This window comes from Thalassospira sp. HF15 (assembly GCF_011806525.1).
Classification (GTDB): Bacteria; Pseudomonadota; Alphaproteobacteria; order Rhodospirillales; family Thalassospiraceae; genus Thalassospira.
This window is the reverse complement of sequence record NZ_JAAVKI010000001.1, coordinates 707639-725542: the sequence shown is the minus strand read 5'-3', so window position 1 is coordinate 725542 and position 17904 is coordinate 707639. Positions and strand designations below refer to the sequence as shown.

The window sequence follows — 17904 nt, the reverse complement described above, 5'->3', positions numbered from 1 at the left end:
GTATAAAAATCATCAGACACACCAGCGAAAAAACGCGAGATAAGCCAAAGAAATAGGTGTGCTGATTCAGACTTGGTGCGGGGGTGATAATATGACTGCTTGGCGATTTCTGCCATGCTTGGTCTTGATGCTTGTTCTGTTTGCGGGGGAGATGCAAGCAAGTCAGGCAGAGCTGATCGGCAATTGTTCACGGCCACTAGTCATTCGTGCGTCGGAAACCTACAGCCCGTTTAGCATGAAAGATAAAAACGGTGTCGCAGTTGGCATCGACAATGTTTTTATCGCCAAGATCATGAAGCTGGTTGGTTGCGAATACCGGTTTGAATTTTTGCCGTGGAAGCGATCACTTTATGCCATTGAACATGGCGATATTGATGTTCTGCCATCCGCATCCTTTACCAAAGAACGCGCAGAATACGGTTTGTTTTCGGTTCCCTACCGCAATGACGTCATTGGCTTTGTTGTGCGCAATGGAGATGCCGGACGCATTCCCCTTGGCAGTCTGGAAGATGTGATTTCCCAGGATCTTGTGATTGGTCAGGTGCGTGGGGCCTATCGCGGCGAAGCGTTTGAGACATTCGCCGAAAGCCCTGAAGGTGCGCGCCATGTCATTGATGTTTCTGTTGCCCCGCACGGCTTGCAATTGCTGTTGGCAAATCGGGTTGATCTGTTGCTTGGCATCCCGGCGGCCTATATCGCACAGGCCAAAAATCAGGGATATGGCCACACGGTCGAAGAACATCCGTTTTTGCTGGGCAAGGAGCCGGTGCGACTGATGTTTTCCAAAAAGAATATTGCACCTGAACTGGTGCGTAAAATCAACGATGCCATCATTGCCGAAACACAAACTGCGCAATACCGTGCGCTGTATGGTGTTCAGGGGGTTGGAATTGAGGATTTGGCCGATAATCATTGACTTTGATCAAGGTAAGGATCAAGTCTCGGGTGTAAATGCATAGCGTTCGCGTTTGCAAACAGTGACCGAACCGCGCCCGGAACATGATCAGATCAAAGTAATTTCGATGCCCCACATGCCCCGTCCCGTATTTGTTTTTAGTCTTTTTGCATCCATTGCAGCCGGGACTGCAAGCCTGCCTGCCATGGCCGAAGATGCCTCTGCACTCTTGCAGCGCCTGGCGCATGCCGACGAACAGCAGGGCGTATCGGTATCGGAAATTGCGTCCGTCTCCCAATCACCGTTCGCGGATATGGCGGAACTGGGCGAAGCACTTTTCTTCGATACCAACCTGTCGGCCAATCGCACCATGGCATGCGCCACCTGCCACGATCCGTCGATGGCATTCAAGGACCCGCGCGTTGATGTGGCAAGCGGGGCTTTCTCGCTTGGTGATGATGGAAAGAGCCTTGGTGATCGCAATGCGCCGATGGCGGCCTATGCCAAGTTTTCACCGCCTTTCCATATCCGTGAAGATGGTGTTGCCGTTGGTGGGCAGTTCTGGGACGGGCGCGCCAAGGATCTGGCCGAGCAGGCCGGTGGTCCGCCACTTAATCCGATTGAGATGGGCATGCCCGACAAGGCCAGTATTATCGCGCGGCTTCGTGAAGACGAAGACTATGTCGCGGGCTTTAAGGCGTTGTTTGGCGATGATGTCTGGTCTGATGCGGATCAGGCCTATGGCGCCATGACACAGGCGATTGCAGCGTTTGAGCAGGACGAACAGTTCGCGCCGTTTGACAGCAAATATGACCGGTTCCTGCGCGGTGAATATAAAATGACACCGCAGGAAGAATTGGGCCGCGTCCTGTTCTTTTCGCAGCAATTTACCAATTGCAATACCTGCCACATGCTGAAAACCAGCCCGACGGCAGAAGGCGAAACCTTTACCAATTACGAGTTCCACAATATCGGCGTGCCGCGCAACGTTGCGACCCGTAATGCCAATGGCAAGGACGTGGCCTTTACCGATAATGGGTTGCTCGATAATGCGGAAATTGAGGACCCGTCCTATCGCGGCAAATACAAAACACCGTCACTGCGCAATGTCGCGGTTACCGGCCCCTATATGCATAACGGCGTCTTTGCCGATCTTGAGACCGTGGTCAGGTTCTATAACAAATATAACAGTAAGGCCGAGGTCAATCAGACCAACCCGGAAACCGGCAAGCCCTGGGGTGAGCCGGAAGTGGTCGAGACCATTTCGCGTGACAAGCTTGAGCAGGGTGACGCGCTTGATGACAAGCGCATTGATGCCATTGTCGCCTTCCTCAAAACACTGACCGATGCCCGCTATGAACCGCTGTTGGCTACGCAGCAGGCATCGAAGGAAAACTAGGCCTTTAGCGTTTCAATCACGGCACTTTGTGCAAGGTCGCCAAGGCCTTGCTTGGTTGCTGTTTCAAACACATCATGTGCGGCCTGTCCCACTGGAAGGGGCAGGCCGTATTCTTTGGCCAGTTGCATGGCATAGCCTGCATCCTTGCTGCGCAGGCCGGTAGTGAAGTGAATGCCTTCATTGTGATTGCCACTTACCATGCCTGGTATGGTCATTCTTGCGGGGCCTGATGCCAGTGGGCCTGTGGCAAACGTCTTGGCGACCAGTTCCCCATCCAGTCCCGCTTTTTGGGCGATGGCGACCAGTTCTGCGGCGGCAGCAATATGGACCGCACCCAGAAGGTTATTCATCAGCTTGTAAACCGTGCCCGCGCCGGCCGGGCCGAAATGAATGATCTGTTGGCCGACGGCCTCAAGGATCGGGCGGGCTTTTTGAAGTGCTGCGTCCTCAGCCCCGATCAGAAAGATGGTTTCGCCAGCTTTGACCTGTGCTGGAACGGACGTCACCGGGGCATCAAGATACAGGCACCCTGCATCTGCGACGGTTTTGGCAAGGTCTTTGACAAAGCCATGCGACAGGGTGGAACATTCAATGGCAAGACAGCCACGTGCCATCACGGATAGCGCGCCATCTTTGCCATCCACGCCCAGCCAGACCCTGTGTGCCGCATCGTCATCGGTCATGAAGGAAATGACGGCATCGGCGTTTTCAGCGGCCTTGGCCGGTGTCGCGCAGGCGACGGCACCAAGATCAACCAGCGGATCAACTTTAGTGCTGCTTCTGTTCCAGACCTGCACGCGATAGCCTTTTGAGAGCAGGCGTTCGATCATTGCGGATGCCATGCGGCCCGCGCCGAGAAAACCGATTGTCTGTTGCATTCTGGATTCTTGTCCGATGTCTGAAATTTTGGCGATCTGCCCTAATCTGCCATCAATACACCATTGTAGCGTCTTGAATTAAAGTGATTATGTTGGCCGCGTTTCAAAACAGGGAAAGCATGTGATCAGAAGTAAGAATTTTCGTGTTGCTGCATTGGCAGCAACCATATCGTTTTGGAATTTTGGGGCGTCGGCGGAATTTGTGCGTGCTGAACTGAAACCAGATGATCAGGGTCAGTTCTATTGCAATGATGCGGGAGATTGGTGTTTCGGCCTGGCATCCGTGCCAGAGAATGACGAAGATCATAATGCGCCGGTTCTGGTCGTCCAACATCACGGCGTTGAAGTTTCCCACCAGAAAATCGATCTTGAAAACGCCGAGAGCGAACAGGTTTTCGGATGGCAAAAGACCGGGATCTGGCCTGCATGGATTAACGATACCGAAAACGACAAGGCCTTCCTGATCGGGATCACGACAACCACATCGGTGGGATATTCTGGCGGTGGTGCATCGGTTTCGATGTTGTCATTGATCCGGGTTGATACAGCTTCAAAGGAAGGGGCAGCCGCAGGGGTGCCAAGCTTTGATGTCGTTGCAACACTGCCGGTCAAGTCATCAAAAATGATCCGGGCCTGTTTTAGCGAGCAGGATGTGATTGATCGTCGCGAACAATGCCACGATGTCTATGAATTCCAAGCCGATATTGCGCCGGTCAATGGTACAGGCGGGAAGAGACTGCCAGCCCTGCAGTATCAGGCGCGCGCATCCAAATTCCCGCCATGGGCCGATCTGATGGAAGACTCAACGACCAAGCCGCCCCTTGATGATCAGGACATGGTCAAATCGCCTGATCCCGATTGCAGCTTTAACCGGGTGTTTGGGTTCGATGGTGATGCCGACGAATATCATATTGATATCCCTGTTTCTGCCTGCATCACCTATTGGGTGCCATAGCAGCGAAGAGCTTCGGACAAAGAAAAGACGCGCAGTTTGATCAACTGCGCGTCTTGTTTGTTTGTGGCCACGGATTGGCGCCTAAGACAAGCTCACCTTCACATACTCGCCCGGCGCGGGGCCAAGCACCTTGAGTTTGCCATCGCCCGGTTTGCGGGCATCGACCTTGCCGCCGGCACGGCGACCAATCCAGTTTTGCCAGTCGGTCCACCATGATCCGTCATGCTGTGTGGCCTTGTTCATCCAGTCTTCCGGGTTGGCCGGATTGCGGTTGTAGGTCCAATAGCAGTATTTGTTAGCCGCAGGCGGATTAACCACACCGGCAATATGACCGGATGCCGAAAGCACGAATTTAACCTGGCCTGACATCAATTGTGTGCCGGCATAGGTTGCCTGCCAAGGTGCAATATGGTCTTCACGCGTTGACAGGAAATAGACTGGAATCTTGATGTCGCGCAGGTCAATCGGCTCGCCGAACATCGAAATTCCGCCCGGTTCGCGCAAGAGGTTCTTGTTGTACATCTTGCGCAGATAGAAGCTGTGCATGGCCTTTGGCATGCGGGTGGAATCGGAATTCCAATACAGCAGATCAAACGGGAACGGATCCTTGCCGAGCATATAGTTCGAGACGACAAACGACCAGATCAGGTCATTGGCACGCAACATGTTGAACGACATCGACATATCGCGCCCATCAAGATAGCCCTCTTTGGACATCTTGTGTTCGAGGCTTTTGATCTGTTCGTCATCGACAAAGACCGAAAGTTCACCCGACTTTTCAAAATCCGTCAGGGTCGTAAAGAATGTCGCCGACTTGATGCGTTCATCGCCGACCTTGGCCATATAGGCCAGTGTAGAGGCCAGAAGTGTACCGCCAAGGCAATAGCCGATTGCGTTTACTTCTTTCTCGCCGGTGGCTTGTTCGATCATGTCGAGTGCTGCAAGCACACCTTCCTTGGCGTAGTCTTCAAACGATTTCTCGGCAAGTTTGCTGTCAGGGTTGACCCAGGACAGAACAAACACCGTGTGGCCCTGATCAACGGCCCATTTGATGAAGGAGTTTTCCGGACGCAGATCAAGAATATAGTATTTGTTGATCCATGGCGGAACGATAACAAGCGGGCGTTTTGCCACCTTGTCGGTGCTGGGCTTGTATTGCAGTAGTTCCATCAAGGCTGTTTTGCCAACCACCGATCCTTCGGTGGTGGCGACGTTTTCACCAACCTTGAAGGCATCAAGATCGGTCATTCGGATCTGCAGTTTGCCCTTGCCGCGTTCAAGGTCTTCCAGAAGGTTTTGCAATCCCTTAAGCAGGTTTTCACCACCACTTTCAATCGTGGTGCGCAGTACTTCAGGGTTGGTCATCAGGAAGTTGGTCGGCGAGATCGCGTCAACGAACTGGCGCGTATAGAACTCGACCTTCTGGGATGTCTTGTCATCAAGTCCGTCAACGTCATGCACAACGTTTTGCATCCATTGGGAGGACAGCAAATATGACTGCTTGATGAAATCAAACAGTTCGTTGTTTTCCCATGCCTCGTCGCGGAATCGACGATCACCCTTTTGCGGGGAAACCACTGGATCAGCTTCTTCGCCCATCATGCGCAGTGTCGTGTTGTGCCACAGCGTATAATATTGCTGCCAGAGTTCCATCTGGGCTTCGACCAGCTTGACCGGGTTTTGCATCATATGCGTGGTCAATTCGGCAAAGGCGGAGCCGATATTAAGTGGGTCCGGGTCGGAAATCTCCGGATCTTCTGCCTGTTTCGCCAGAAAGTCAGACACAAGTCGTTGACTTTTCTCAGCAATCTCTGCCATTGCTGCAGAGAGCTTTTCGGGATCCGGATGTTTGTTTTCAGTTTCGATGGCCTGTTGATCGCTCATGGGGCATTCCCTTATGATACCGTCGCAGATACACCGTAACTTCAGAACATTTTTGCGTCTTTGTAATATCGCAAGACTTTTGACGTTCTATGTTCCGGGTAACTGATTGACGTTCCGGGTTGAAACTTTGCTTGATCCCAAGCTTATCATGGCCTTAGCCTAGCGCGTCGTTTAGGGGTAGTACAAGAATTATAAGGTGACGTTTTTGCGGAATATTTTTATGCAGACGTCGCCCAACTGAATTTGGAGCAGCGAAAAGAAATGGGCGTTCTGAAATCGACCACCGGGCAGGGGGCTTGGCAGGAGACTGCAAAGGGGAAGCTGCGGACAATGCTGCAGATGGGCTCTGCGCTGGCTGTGGTGCTGACACTTGGCGCCTGTTCATCTGTTCCCGATGCCATCAACCCCGTTGAATGGGGTAAATCCGTCGGTGAAATGTTTGATGGCGAAGACGAAGAAACAGCTGTCAAATCCGACGAGGCCATCCCGGGGGAAGACGGCGATTACCCAAGCCTTTCAGATACGCCGACCAAACCGGTCGTCACCGGTGATGCCGAACGTGATGCGCTGGTAGCGGGTCTGGCTGCAGACCGCCAGAATGCCCAATATGAACAGGGTGGCCGCCGTCAGAGCAGCCCGCCTGTCAATGCCCTGCAAGGTGCGCCGGAAGTGCCGGTCTCCGAGCCGGTTATCAATCCGGCACCGACCACCCCGGTTACAAGCAGTTCTATGGCCGATGCCGGTGCAGCCCCTGCGGCGGCTGCGACCACGAGTGCTGTGACCTCTGCGCCAAGCGGCTCGGCAATTGCTGATGAATGGAATGCCAAATCTGCGGTAAGTGGCCCGGTCCCGACACCGGAAGCACCGCCTGCGGCACCGACTGTAAGTGGTTCGGGGATGGCAGGTGCATCGGGCAATGATCCGGTGATGGATCAGTATCAGCGCCGTCTGGCCGAAGGTCAGGGCGTGTTTGCCAATGAACCGGCCTCTGCCCCGACGCAGGAATTTGATTATTCGATGTATTCCGACAATGGTGCCGTCATTGTCGATGAAAGCCAGTTTGGCGGTTCAGAGCCGATGTATGGCGACTCCGTTTCGGTTGATATGAGTGTGACCAATGACGCATTGGCATCGCGCCTTGGTGTCCGTTCGATTGATCAGGCCGGACCAGCCGTAAACGAAATCCAGATCGCACAGATCCAGTTCGGTCACGGTTCAACCAAACTCGGCGGTGCCGATTACAACGTGCTTGAACAGGTTGCTGCAACCTGGCAGCAGACCAGCGGCTTTATCCGTGTGATTGGCCATGCCTCGATGCGGACCGGCAACATGTCGCTTGAACAGCATATGGCGGTCAACCGTCGCGTATCGGAAGGCCGCGCGTCGGCTGTGGTGTCGCGCCTGCTGGCACTTGGTGTCAACCCGAATGCAATCTTTGTCGGTGCAGATGGATCGACTGATCCGCGCTACTACGAAGGCGTTCCTGCGGGCGAAGCCGGCAACCGTCGTGTCGAGATTTATCTGGATTACTGATCTCTCTGATCATAACAGTTCGGATCAAAACAGCAAAACGCGAAGGGAGAAATCCTTTCGCGTTTTTTCGTTCTTGGGCATGGCACTTACAGAAATGGTCCCAATTGTGCCGCCACCATGTCCCCACTTCGTCCTGACCCTGCCTTAAATTGCATTTATGCGTATTTTCCGTGCATTAATTCGTTGTGTCCGATTTCAAGAAACGGTACATCCTTCGAATTGTACGCTATTCATGTCCCAAATATCGGGTTCAAACGCAATTTTTGGAAAATCGAGGATATGCTTTTCGCATAAAATTCGAATTTCGACAATTTGACGAGGAAACAGGATAATGTCTCAGGACTTCCACCGCATAAAACGTCTTCCGCCTTATGTATTCGCAGAAGTAAATGCGATGAAGGCGGCGGCACGTCGAGCGGGGGAGGACATTATCGACTTCGGCATGGGCAATCCGGACCCGGCCACACCGCAGCATATCGTCGACAAGCTGGTCGAAACCGTACAGAACCCGCGTACACACGGCTATTCAATGTCGCGCGGTATTCCCGGCCTGCGCAAGGCCCTGGCGGCCTACTATGACCGCCGGTTCGGTGTGGATATTGATCCCGAAACTGAAACTGTGGTTACGCTTGGCTCCAAGGAAGGTCTGGCAAACCTTGCCGCTGCGATCACAAGCCCGGGCGATATCTTTTTGGTGCCCAACCCGTCCTATCCGATCCATGCATTTGGCTTCATCATTGCGGGTGCCGCCCTTCGCCATATTCCGATTGGTCATGATGATCAGGGCACATTCAATACCGAAAGCTTTATGGAGCAACTCCATCGCGCAGTAAAACATTCGGTCCCGAAACCCAGTGCCGTGGTGCTGAATTTCCCGGCCAACCCGACAGCGCTTGTGGTTGATCTGGCGTTTTATCAGGAAGTTGTCGATTTCTGCCGCAAGCATGAAATCTATGTGCTGTCCGATATTGCCTATTCCGAGATCTATTTTGATGGCAATCCGCCGCCCTCGATCCTGCAGTGCGAGGGGGCGAAGGATATTGCCGTGGAGTTTTACTCGCTTTCGAAAACCTATTCGATGGCGGGTTGGCGTATCGGGTTTGCAACAGGCAACAAGAAGCTGATCAATGCGCTGACCCGCATCAAGTCATACCTTGATTATGGTGCCTTTACGCCCGTGCAAGTCGCGGCCACCGCGGCCCTGAATGGCCCGCAGGATTGCGTTGAAGAATTCAGGAACCTGTACCGTGAACGCCGCGATATCTTTATCGAAGGGGCGCAAGCTGCCGGTTGGGAAATTCCAAGCCCCGCGGCCACCATGTTTGCCTGGGCACCGATCCCCGATGCGTTTGCAGAGCTTGGATCGCTTGATTTTTCCAAGCTGCTTTTGCAGGAAGCGGGTGTTGCCGTGGCACCGGGTCTTGGCTTTGGCGAGTATGGCGATCGTCATGTGCGTATTGCGCTGGTGGAAAACAAACACCGTATTCGTCAGGCCAATCGCAACATCAAACAGTTCTTTGCCAAGTGCCCGGATGCAGAATCTGCACGTGAACTGTTGAAGAAATCTGTCTGATATCTCATAAAGCATTCTGTGTTTCGCCCGGGACATGTCCCGGGCGTTCTGTTATCAGGAGGCGGCAGGTGCTTTGAGCGCTTGCGAACCTTAAGATGTAACCACGTGCTAAGGAGTTATCGTGAAAGACGTCGTCAAAATCGGTGTGGCAGGCCTGGGTACGGTCGGTGCCGGAACCGTTAAACTGCTGAGTGAACATCGCGACCTTCTGACGGACCGTTCGGGTCGCCAGATTGTCGTCACAGCGATATCGGCGCGTGATCGAACTCGGGACCGTGGTTTTTCGACCGAAGGCCTGACCTGGTATGAAGATGCCCGTGATCTTGCTGCTGACAAGGATATCGATATCCTTGTCGAGTTGATCGGTGGATCGGACGGCATCGCCTATGACACCTGCAAGGCCGCCCTTGAAAACGGCAAGCATGTCGTCACTGCCAACAAGGCGCTGATTGCTCTTAAGGGTGCGGAACTGGCCCGGATTGCCGATGACAACAATGTCACCATTGCATATGAGGCAGCGGTTGCCGGCGGTATCCCTGTGATCAAGGCATTGCGCGAAGGTTTGGCAGGTAACGAAATCTCGCGTGTGACCGGCATTCTGAACGGGACGTGCAACTTCATCCTGACCACCATGCGTGAACAGGGCCGTGACTTTGCTGACGTTCTGGCAGAAGCCCAGAAGCTTGGCTATGCCGAAGCCGATCCGACCTTTGATGTTGATGGCATCGATGCCGCGCACAAGCTTGCGATCCTGGCCAGCCTTGCATTCGGGGTCGAGGTCGACTTTGACGCGGTTGCGGTTGAAGGCATTCGCAGCGTATCCGCACTTGATATCCAGCTGGCCGAAGAACTTGGCTATCGCATCAAGCTGCTTGGCATTGCCAAACAGACCGCCGAAGGTATCGAGCAGCGCGTTTCCCCGGTAATGGTGGACCGTGCGACCCAGATTTCCAAGGTCGAAGGTGTGTTTAACGCGGTTGCCCTTGAAGGTGATTATGTCGGTCCGGTGGTTCTGCAGGGCCGCGGGGCAGGTGAACGTCCAACGGCATCTGCTGTCGTTGCTGATATCGTTGATATTGCAGCAGGTCGTGTTGCCCCTGTCTTTGGACTTCCGGCAGACCGCCTTAAGAAGAACGTTCGTGCGTCCTTGGAAAAACACACCGGTGCATATTACTTGCGCCTGATGGTTTGGGATCGCCCGGGCGTCATGGCCGAAGTCACCGCAACGCTTGCAAAGCACGGCGTTTCGATGGCCTCGATGATTCAGCATGGTCGTGCCGAAACCGAAGGCGGCGTTGTGCCGGTGGTGATTGTGGCCCATGAAACCAGCGAAGCGGCGATGTCAGGTGCGGTAAACGATATTGCGGCATTTGAAAGCAATTCACAGCCGCCGGTTCTGATGCGGATCGAAAGCTTCGCTTCTTAACAAAATGAACAACACATACTCGCCCCGTATCTGTCATGATGCGGGGCGCTGTTATATAGTTCGGACATAAAACCGAACGTAAAATAAAAAGACAACAATGAGATGGGGCCCCCAGACCCCGCGTCAGCAATACGAGGAAGAAGATATGGATCGAAATCTTGCGCTTGAAACGGTTCGCGTAACCGAGGCAGCGGCACTTGCGTGCTCTGGCCTGATGGGCCGCGGTGACGAAAAGGCAGCCGATCAGGCAGCTGTGGACGCGATGCGCAATGCGCTTAACAGCATGGACATCAAAGGCACGGTCGTGATCGGCGAAGGCGAACGCGACGAAGCCCCGATGCTGTTTATTGGCGAAGAAGTTGGTTCTGGCGAAGGTCCGGAAATTGACATCGCGCTTGATCCGCTTGAAGGTACGACCATTTGCGCGACCGGTGGCCCGAATTCTTTGGCGGTGGTTGCCATGGCCGAAAAGGGTGGCTTCCTGAACGCACCGGACACCTATATGGACAAGATTGCCGTTGGTGGCGGTCTTCCTGATGATGTTGTTGATCTTGATGCCAGCCCGGCTGAAAACCTTAAAAGCCTTGCCAAGGCCAAGGGCTGTGATGTGGCTGATCTGGTTGTTTGTATTCTTGATCGTCCGCGCCATCAGGACATCATCGCCAAGACCCGCGAAGCCGGTGCACGCATCATGCTGATCGGCGATGGCGACGTTGCCGGTGTGATTGCGACTTCTCAGAAGACATCTGGCATTGATCTTTATATGGGCACCGGCGGTGCACCGGAAGGTGTTCTGGCCGCTGCGGCCCTTCGTTGCATCGGTGGGCAGTTCCAGGGGCGTCTTGTTTTCCGCAACGATGACGAAATCGCACGCGCGAAAAAATGGGGCATCGAAGACCTGACCCGTAAGTACAAGCTGACCGAACTTGCCAAGGGCAATGTCATGTTTGCTGCAACCGGTGTGACCGATGGCGCGATGCTGCGTGGTGTTCGGCGCTTTGCCAATGGGGCTGAAACCGAAAGCATCGTGATGCGCTCCCAGTCGGGTACTGTGCGTTACGTCCGCGCCGTGCACGATTTCAGCCGGAAGATCTGGTATAAGTAAATTACACAACCAAAGGTTTTGTTTGTGTAATTGTATGCTAGGTTTAAAGTCCCCGCTCAGTCGGGGGCTTTTCCTTTTTGGGGGTGGAAATGATTGCAGAGATTGCAAGGTACTTAGGGGTGTCAGCATTACATGCGATCAGGTTCCTGCCCAGCTTAATAATATTAGCACATTTTACTTGGGGGCTAGCTGGTGCACATGCACTTGAGGGTACAATTTTAGTTGTTTCTGTGGTTTCTATTGCCTTTATTTGCATCTCTTTTCTGACGTTTTGGCTGTTTGATATTAGCCCGTTTTTGTTTGTTGTCGCGGACTTAGCGTCGATGTGGGGCCTCGGTATGTTCGTGACCAAGGTAATGATGTCGTCTTCGCTGTCGCTCTATTACTTTAATGTATTTGCTTATTGGGTTCTGCTGTATCTGTTTGGGCTTGGTGTGATGTTGGCAATGCGCAAGTTTTTGGGATTTTCGAAGGCGGTATGAGTTTGCTGCTTGTATGTCTACCTAGCTTGAGCTAAACCCTGCGGCCCAATTTCATTGATTACATGTTGGAGCCTGCCTGATGTCGGAAATTATCGCCCTTGATTTCGGAACGACGAACTCTGTCCTTGCGGTGGCGGACAGTGCAGGCAACGTGCAATCGGCCAAGTTTGAGGTGGGTGCCCGCAGTTTCGATACCTATCGGACCATCCTGTATTTCTGGGAAGATCAGGACCTGACGGCACCGGGTGCGCCGATCCATACCAAAAGCTGTTCCGGCCCGTTTGCGATTGAAGAATACCTTAAGGAAAGCCATGACTGCCGACTGATCCAGTCGATGAAATCGTATCTGGCAGCCAAGGATTTTGAAGGCACCGAAATCTTTGGAACGACTTATTCCATCGAAGATTTGGTCGGTACGTTTCTGACGCAAATTCATCATTTCGCGCAGCACAGCCTTGGCTGGCTTGGGCAGCGGGTGATTTCCGGGCGGCCGGTCGCCTTTGCCGGCAACAACCCCGACAATGACTTTGCCGAGATGCGCCTGCGTGCGGCCTATGAACAGGCAGGCTTCGACGTCGAAGCCATGGTGTTCGAGCCGTTGGCAGCTTCCTATTATTACGGCCGCGAGCTTGATAAACCCGAAACCGTTCTGGTCGCCGACTTTGGCGGCGGTACCAGTGACTTTTCACTGATCCGCTTTACGCCGGGATTGGGCATTCGCGGTGTACAGCCGCTCTCACATACCGGTCTTGGTGTTGCAGGTGACCGGTTTGACTATCGCATCATCCAGAAGGCTGTCTGGCCGCGCCTTGGTTTTGGCTCGGAATACAAATCAATGGGTGCGACCTTGCCGGTGCCGCGGCAATATTACACCGCATTCTCGCGCTGGCATGAACTTGCCATGATGAACCAGCCCAAAACCATCAACGAAATCAAAAGCCTGATCCGTTCCGCGACCAAGCCGGATGATATCGAAGATCTGGTCACGATCATTGAAGATGAAATGGGCTTCCACCTTTATCAGACGGTGTCCAAGGCCAAGGCAGAGCTTTCTGAAAAGGACAGCACGCTGCTTCAATTCGCGCATGGCGGCGTGGAGATCGAAGAAAAGCTGACCCGTGCCGATTTTGAGGCATCCATTGCCCCGGACATGGCCGAGATTGAGTTGGCCGCAAAGAATTGCCTTGATCAGGCCGGTGTCGATGCGCGTGATGTGTCACGCGTCTTCATGACCGGTGGCACATCCTATGTCCCGGTTGTGCGCAAGCTGTTCGAAGACCGCTTTGGCAAGGACCGCATCGAAATTGGCCAACCGTTCCTGTCGGTCGCACATGGTCTTGCGCTGATTGCGGCGGACGAAGGCATCGTCTGATCAACAGGCGAAGTCACCGCCGCACTTAACCGAAAGCAACACGATTGCGACAACAAGAAGCCCGACGGCAAGGCCGCTGAGCCCATAAAGCCAGATTGATTTCGGGTGGCGTTTGAAAATCCAGGGCAGAATGCCGCCCATAAGGCACAGCACTGGAAATGCCAGCACGCTGAAAAACAGGAATTGGGTGAGGGGATTTTCATCTGATCCCGGTGCGTCAAACATCATTGGTGAAAACATCACCATCGGCATCGACATCACGGCAGCAAGAACGGAAAGGATGGTTAATCCGATCCGGAGACCTTTTTTGTGGGGCATTGCTCGTATCCGCTTTTTATTATCGCCTTAGTGTGCACCACTTTTTCGCGCAGTCAAATGCCTGTGCGCACCAGACTGTTTTTCACAATACGAAATCGATGCTTGTTTTGAAGCGCTGAATTCAGACTTATCTTTATAGCCAAAGGGGCGAACTTTGTTCGTGACAAAAGCCCGTTATCCATATCCTGGGAGGATCATGATGAGTTCAGAAAGCGAAGCACATGTGATTGCGCGGCTGACAGGACAAATTTTACCGGCATTGCCGTTATCAGCGACCAATGACGGCACGGTTGATTTATCAGTTCTGGCCGGGCGGACAGTTGTTTACGCCTATCCCCGGACGGCTGAACCCGGTGTGCCATCCCCGGAAGGGTGGGATGAAATTCCCGGTGCCAAGGGCTGTACACCGCAATCCTGTTCGTTTCGTGATCATGCCGCGGAACTGCGTTCAGTCGGGGTTTCCAATCTTTTCGGGCTTTCAAGTCAGACAACCGACTATCAGGCAGAAGCAGCAGAACGCCTTCATCTTCCATTTCAGTTGCTGTCAGATGCAGACCATCGTTTCAAGGAAGCCATGGCGATGCCGGATTTCGAAGCCGGGGGCATGCGCCTGTTCAAGCGTCTGACCATGGTCATTGATGATGGCAAGATCACCAAGGTGTTCTATCCGGTCAGTGATCCGGCGAGTGATGCCGAGAACGTTTTGAAATGGTGTGCGGACAATCCGCGTTAAGCGTTTTGGCGAAACTTCCGGCACGACCGAATTATCCGGTTTAAGACCGCCCGAGATTGCGCTATTTCATTGGGCATGACAGATCACGCGCAAGAAACGACTTTTATGGGTATTGAGCGATCCGTCACCGGTAAATGGTGGCGTGAACGCGCAAATGACGAACGGCTGGCAACCACGATTGCCCAGCGTTTTGGTGTGCCGGAGATTGTCGGCCGGGTGATGGCCGCACGCGGTATTGACCTTGATGATGCCGAAAGTTTCCTGTCCCCGACCTTGCGCGATCTGATGCCCGATCCTTCCAGCTTGCAGGATATGGACAAGGCCGCCGCGCGCATTGCCGATGCCATCGAGGCGGGCGAGGGGATGGCTGTTTTTGGTGACTATGACGTTGATGGTGCAACCAGCACCGCGCTTTTAAAACGGTTCTTCCGCGCCCTTGGTATTGAGGTGCCTGTCCATATTCCCGATCGCATGAAAGAGGGCTATGGCCCGAATGCACCAGCGCTTTTGGAACTGCAGCGCAAAGGTGCGCAACTGATCCTGACGGTCGATTGCGGGGTGACGGCCTACGCGCCGCTGCAGGAAGCCCATGATGCCGGGATTGAAGTGATTGTCGTCGATCACCACGCAGCAGAGCCGGAATTGCCGCCTGCGGTGGCGGTGGTCAACCCCAACCGGCTGGATGATGAAAGCGGGCTTGGGCATTTGTGTGCGGCGGGCGTTGCGTTTCTGGTTTGTGTGGCGTTGCTGCGCGAGTTGCGCAATCGTGGCTGGCTTGAAAAAGCCGGGGTACGTGCACCGGATTTGCGCAACTGGCTTGATCTGGTTGCGCTTGGCACCGTGTGCGACGTGGTGCCGCTGCGCGGACTGAACCGGGCCTTTGTGACACAGGGTCTTAAGGTGATGAAGCACCGAACCAATATCGGCATGACATCGCTTGCCGATATTGCCGGCGTCAATGAAGTGCCAAGCGCGTACCATCTGGGATACGTCCTTGGACCGCGTGTGAATGCCGGTGGGCGCGTTGGCGAGAGTTTCCTTGGTACGACCCTGCTTTCGGGTGAGAACCCGCTTGAGGCGCAGGATATCGCACGCAAGCTTGATGATTATAACCGCGAGCGCAAGGCGATTGAGGATATTGTCCTTGATCAGGCGATCAGCGCGGTCGAGGGCAAATCAAAGGTTGGCTCCATGGTGCTGGTTGGCGGCGAAGACTGGCATCCCGGTGTGATCGGTATTGTCGCAAGCCGCCTTAAGGATCGCTATCACGTGCCATCGCTGGTGATGGGGATGGTTGACGGGGTTTATAAGGGATCGGCGCGATCCGTGCGTGGCATTGACCTTGGCGATGCAATCATTGCCGCCCGTCAGGCGGGGCTTCTGATCAATGGGGGCGGACACCATATGGCGGCGGGCTTTACCCTTGATCCGGAAAAACGCGATGCGTTCGAGGCCTTCCTTGAAGAGCGCTTTGCCAAAATCATTGCTGAAAACGACATTCGCCCGACAATTACAGTCGATGGCGCGCTTCATGCCAAGGGCGCGACGCTGGACCTGATTGACTCGCTTGAGAAACTTGGGCCATTCGGCGCAGGCAATGCCGAGCCGCGATTTGCCTTTATTGATTGCCGTGCGGTGAAGGCCGATGTGGTCGGGCAGGATCATGTGCGCTGCATCCTGACCGGGGCCAACGGGCAGGGGCGGCTTAAGGCGATTGCCTTTAGATGCCTTGATAACGATATGGGCCAGACCCTGATCAAGCATGGCGGGCGACCGTTGCATGTTCTGGGCCATTTGCGCCGCGATAGCTGGCAGGGGCGTGATGGTGTGCAGCTGATCATTGATGACGTCGCCTTGCCGGTGTAGGTCCGGGCGCCAAGCAGGGCTGCCATGCAGTGTCATTGGCGCTTATGAAGCTGCAAATGCTTGCCGTTATGGATTGATCAGACTAATCCTGAAGGCACCATGACACAAAATTCGCGCCCCACACCCCCCGTTGCGACGCCCAAGCATGGCCTCGGATCGTTCCTGATTGTTCTGATGCCGATCATGCTGGCCTTTTCGCTTAGTCAGTTTTTCCGCTCTGCCCAAGCCTTGCTTGCCGAGCCGTTGCGTGAACAGCTGGCGGTTACGCCCGAACAGCTCGGCCTGATTTCGGGCAGTTTTCATTTTGCCTTTGCCCTGATGCAAATCCCGGTCGGTGTTTTGCTGGACCGCTATGGTCCGCGGCTGACCAACGGGTTTCTGACCATGGTTACCGTGGCCGGCGTCTTTATCTTTGCCAATGCGCAAAGCGTGCTGGGCCTGATGGCGGGCCAAGCGGTGATTGGTGTTGGGTGTTCGGCGGCATTCATGTCGGCACTGGTGCTGGCCGCGCGCTGGACCGCGCCCGAAAAATTTGCCGCCGCATCCGGCCTGATCGTCTCGTTCAGCCTGATGGGGGTTCTGGCATCGGCAACACCGCTTGCGACGCTGGTCGAGGCCTATGGTTGGCGGTCGGTTTATTACGGCCTGGCAGGCATTGCCATGATTGCGGTGGTGCTTGACTTCATTCTGGTGCGTGACAATCCACCGGGCCACGCCGCCCATGCCCAGCGTGGCGAAAGTGTAACCGATGTCCTGCGCGGCATGGTGTCTGTCTGGTCGAACCGGCAGGTCTGGTTGCTTTCGGGGGTGGCGTTTTTCAGTTATCCGACGATCCTGACGGTGCGTGGGCTTTGGGGCGGGCCTTATTTGCATGATGTGTTTGATCTGGGCGCGGTCGAGGTCGGCAATATCCTGCTGGTGATGACGATTGGCATGATCATCGGTCCGCCAACCTATGGGCAGTTGTCACGCATGATGCCGGACAACACCCGTGGTCTGATCGTGTTTGCGGTTCTGGTCGGTGCGGCTGCGTGCCTTCTACAGGCCTTTGTCGGGCCGCTCGGCACAGGTGTGGCCATGGTGCTGATGCTGTTGCACGGGTTCCTTGGCAGCAGTGCGACGCTTAACTACGCGGCATCGCGCAAGGCCGTGGCCGAACATCAGATCGGCCGGGCGCTGACCACGATCAATCTGGCGACCTTTGGCGGGCTTTTTGTCCTGCAAGGAATTGCCGGGCTGATTGTCGGCCACTATGACGCCGATCCGGCGGCCGGGTACAAGGCGATGTTTATCTTTTTGGGCTGTGGCTTGGCGCTGGCGGGCACATGTTTCTGGTTTGGAACCCGTCGTGCGCACCAATAAAGACATGCGCGTCACCTTGTTTGCGGATTGGTTTTGGCACATGTCCTCGTCGGTGGCAGGAAGCAGGGCCGATAAACCGTCTGGTTAAACAGTCCGCCACGGTTTTTCAGTATTTGGTCGGGA

15 protein-coding genes are annotated in these 17904 nt (G+C 54.4%); 12 read left to right on the top strand and 3 right to left on the bottom strand.

All coding sequences use genetic code 11. From position 1 onward, the window contains the following. Positions 1 to 91: 91 nt before the first annotated feature. Positions 92 to 916 carry a substrate-binding periplasmic protein gene (locus HED22_RS03335; RefSeq protein ID WP_368484461.1) on the top strand — a complete coding sequence of 275 codons (825 nt, stop codon included), beginning with the start codon at positions 92 to 94 and terminating at the stop codon, positions 914 to 916. Positions 917 to 1031: 115 nt separating this feature from the next. Continuing rightward, positions 1032 to 2294 (top strand): cytochrome-c peroxidase, encoded by a 1263-nt coding sequence (locus HED22_RS03330; RefSeq protein ID WP_254869707.1) that lies wholly within the window; start codon positions 1032 to 1034, stop codon positions 2292 to 2294. Here HED22_RS03330 and HED22_RS03325 read toward each other — a convergent pair. Continuing rightward, complete coding sequence (locus tag HED22_RS03325; RefSeq protein ID WP_167718840.1) at positions 2291 to 3172, bottom strand: NAD(P)-dependent oxidoreductase; 882 nt, start codon at positions 3170 to 3172, stop codon at positions 2291 to 2293. The two genes, HED22_RS03330 and HED22_RS03325, sit on opposite strands and share 4 nt — an antisense overlap. A gap of 202 nt (positions 3173 to 3374) precedes the next feature. Here HED22_RS03325 and HED22_RS03320 point away from each other — a divergent pair, with 202 nt between their 5' ends. Next, the gene (locus HED22_RS03320; RefSeq protein WP_167718837.1) at positions 3375 to 4127 is read left to right on the top strand and encodes a hypothetical protein; all 753 of its coding nucleotides are present in this window, start codon (positions 3375 to 3377) and stop codon (positions 4125 to 4127) included. Positions 4128 to 4208: 81 nt separating this feature from the next. Here the strand turns inward: HED22_RS03320 and HED22_RS03315 are convergent, their stop codons facing one another. Beyond that, positions 4209 to 6011, bottom strand: a complete 1803-nt coding sequence (locus tag HED22_RS03315) for an alpha/beta hydrolase (protein WP_167718834.1) — start codon at positions 6009 to 6011, stop codon at positions 4209 to 4211. A 261-nt stretch (positions 6012 to 6272) separates the two neighbouring features. Here HED22_RS03315 and HED22_RS03310 point away from each other — a divergent pair, with 261 nt between their 5' ends. From HED22_RS03310 to HED22_RS03285, 6 genes are all read left to right on the top strand, one after another. Next, entirely contained in the window at positions 6273 to 7544 is a 1272-nt protein-coding gene (locus tag HED22_RS03310; protein ID WP_167718832.1) for an OmpA family protein, read from the top strand. 331 nt (positions 7545 to 7875) lie between these two features. Continuing rightward, positions 7876 to 9117, top strand: a complete 1242-nt coding sequence (locus HED22_RS03305; RefSeq protein ID WP_167718829.1) for an LL-diaminopimelate aminotransferase — start codon at positions 7876 to 7878, stop codon at positions 9115 to 9117. Between the two features lie 121 nt (positions 9118 to 9238). Next, positions 9239 to 10543, top strand: coding sequence for a homoserine dehydrogenase (locus HED22_RS03300; protein WP_167718826.1), 1305 nt, complete (start codon positions 9239 to 9241; stop codon positions 10541 to 10543). Positions 10544 to 10688: 145 nt separating this feature from the next. After that, positions 10689 to 11648, top strand: a complete 960-nt coding sequence (glpX, locus tag HED22_RS03295; protein WP_167719058.1) for a class II fructose-bisphosphatase — start codon at positions 10689 to 10691, stop codon at positions 11646 to 11648. Positions 11649 to 11737: 89 nt separating this feature from the next. Next, positions 11738 to 12130, top strand: a complete 393-nt coding sequence (locus HED22_RS03290) for a hypothetical protein (protein ID WP_167718823.1) — start codon at positions 11738 to 11740, stop codon at positions 12128 to 12130. Between the two features lie 79 nt (positions 12131 to 12209). Further along, a complete protein-coding gene (locus HED22_RS03285) occupies positions 12210 to 13502 on the top strand; it encodes an Hsp70 family protein (RefSeq protein ID WP_167718820.1) in 1293 nt (430 codons plus the stop codon). On the opposite strand, the gene HED22_RS03280 is transcribed toward HED22_RS03285, so the two are convergent. Further along, complete coding sequence (locus tag HED22_RS03280; RefSeq protein ID WP_254869705.1) at positions 13503 to 13820, bottom strand: hypothetical protein; 318 nt, start codon at positions 13818 to 13820, stop codon at positions 13503 to 13505. Between the two features lie 199 nt (positions 13821 to 14019). Between HED22_RS03280 and HED22_RS03275 the strand changes: the two genes are divergently transcribed. From HED22_RS03275 to HED22_RS03265, 3 genes are all read left to right on the top strand, one after another. After that, positions 14020 to 14553, top strand: a complete 534-nt coding sequence (locus HED22_RS03275) for a peroxiredoxin (RefSeq protein WP_167718817.1) — start codon at positions 14020 to 14022, stop codon at positions 14551 to 14553. A 105-nt stretch (positions 14554 to 14658) separates the two neighbouring features. After that, entirely contained in the window at positions 14659 to 16419 is a 1761-nt protein-coding gene (gene recJ / locus HED22_RS03270) for a single-stranded-DNA-specific exonuclease RecJ (RefSeq protein ID WP_167718814.1), read from the top strand. Positions 16420 to 16518: 99 nt separating this feature from the next. Then, the gene (locus tag HED22_RS03265) at positions 16519 to 17781 is read left to right on the top strand and encodes an MFS transporter (RefSeq protein ID WP_167718811.1); all 1263 of its coding nucleotides are present in this window, start codon (positions 16519 to 16521) and stop codon (positions 17779 to 17781) included. Positions 17782 to 17904 lie beyond the last annotated feature (123 nt).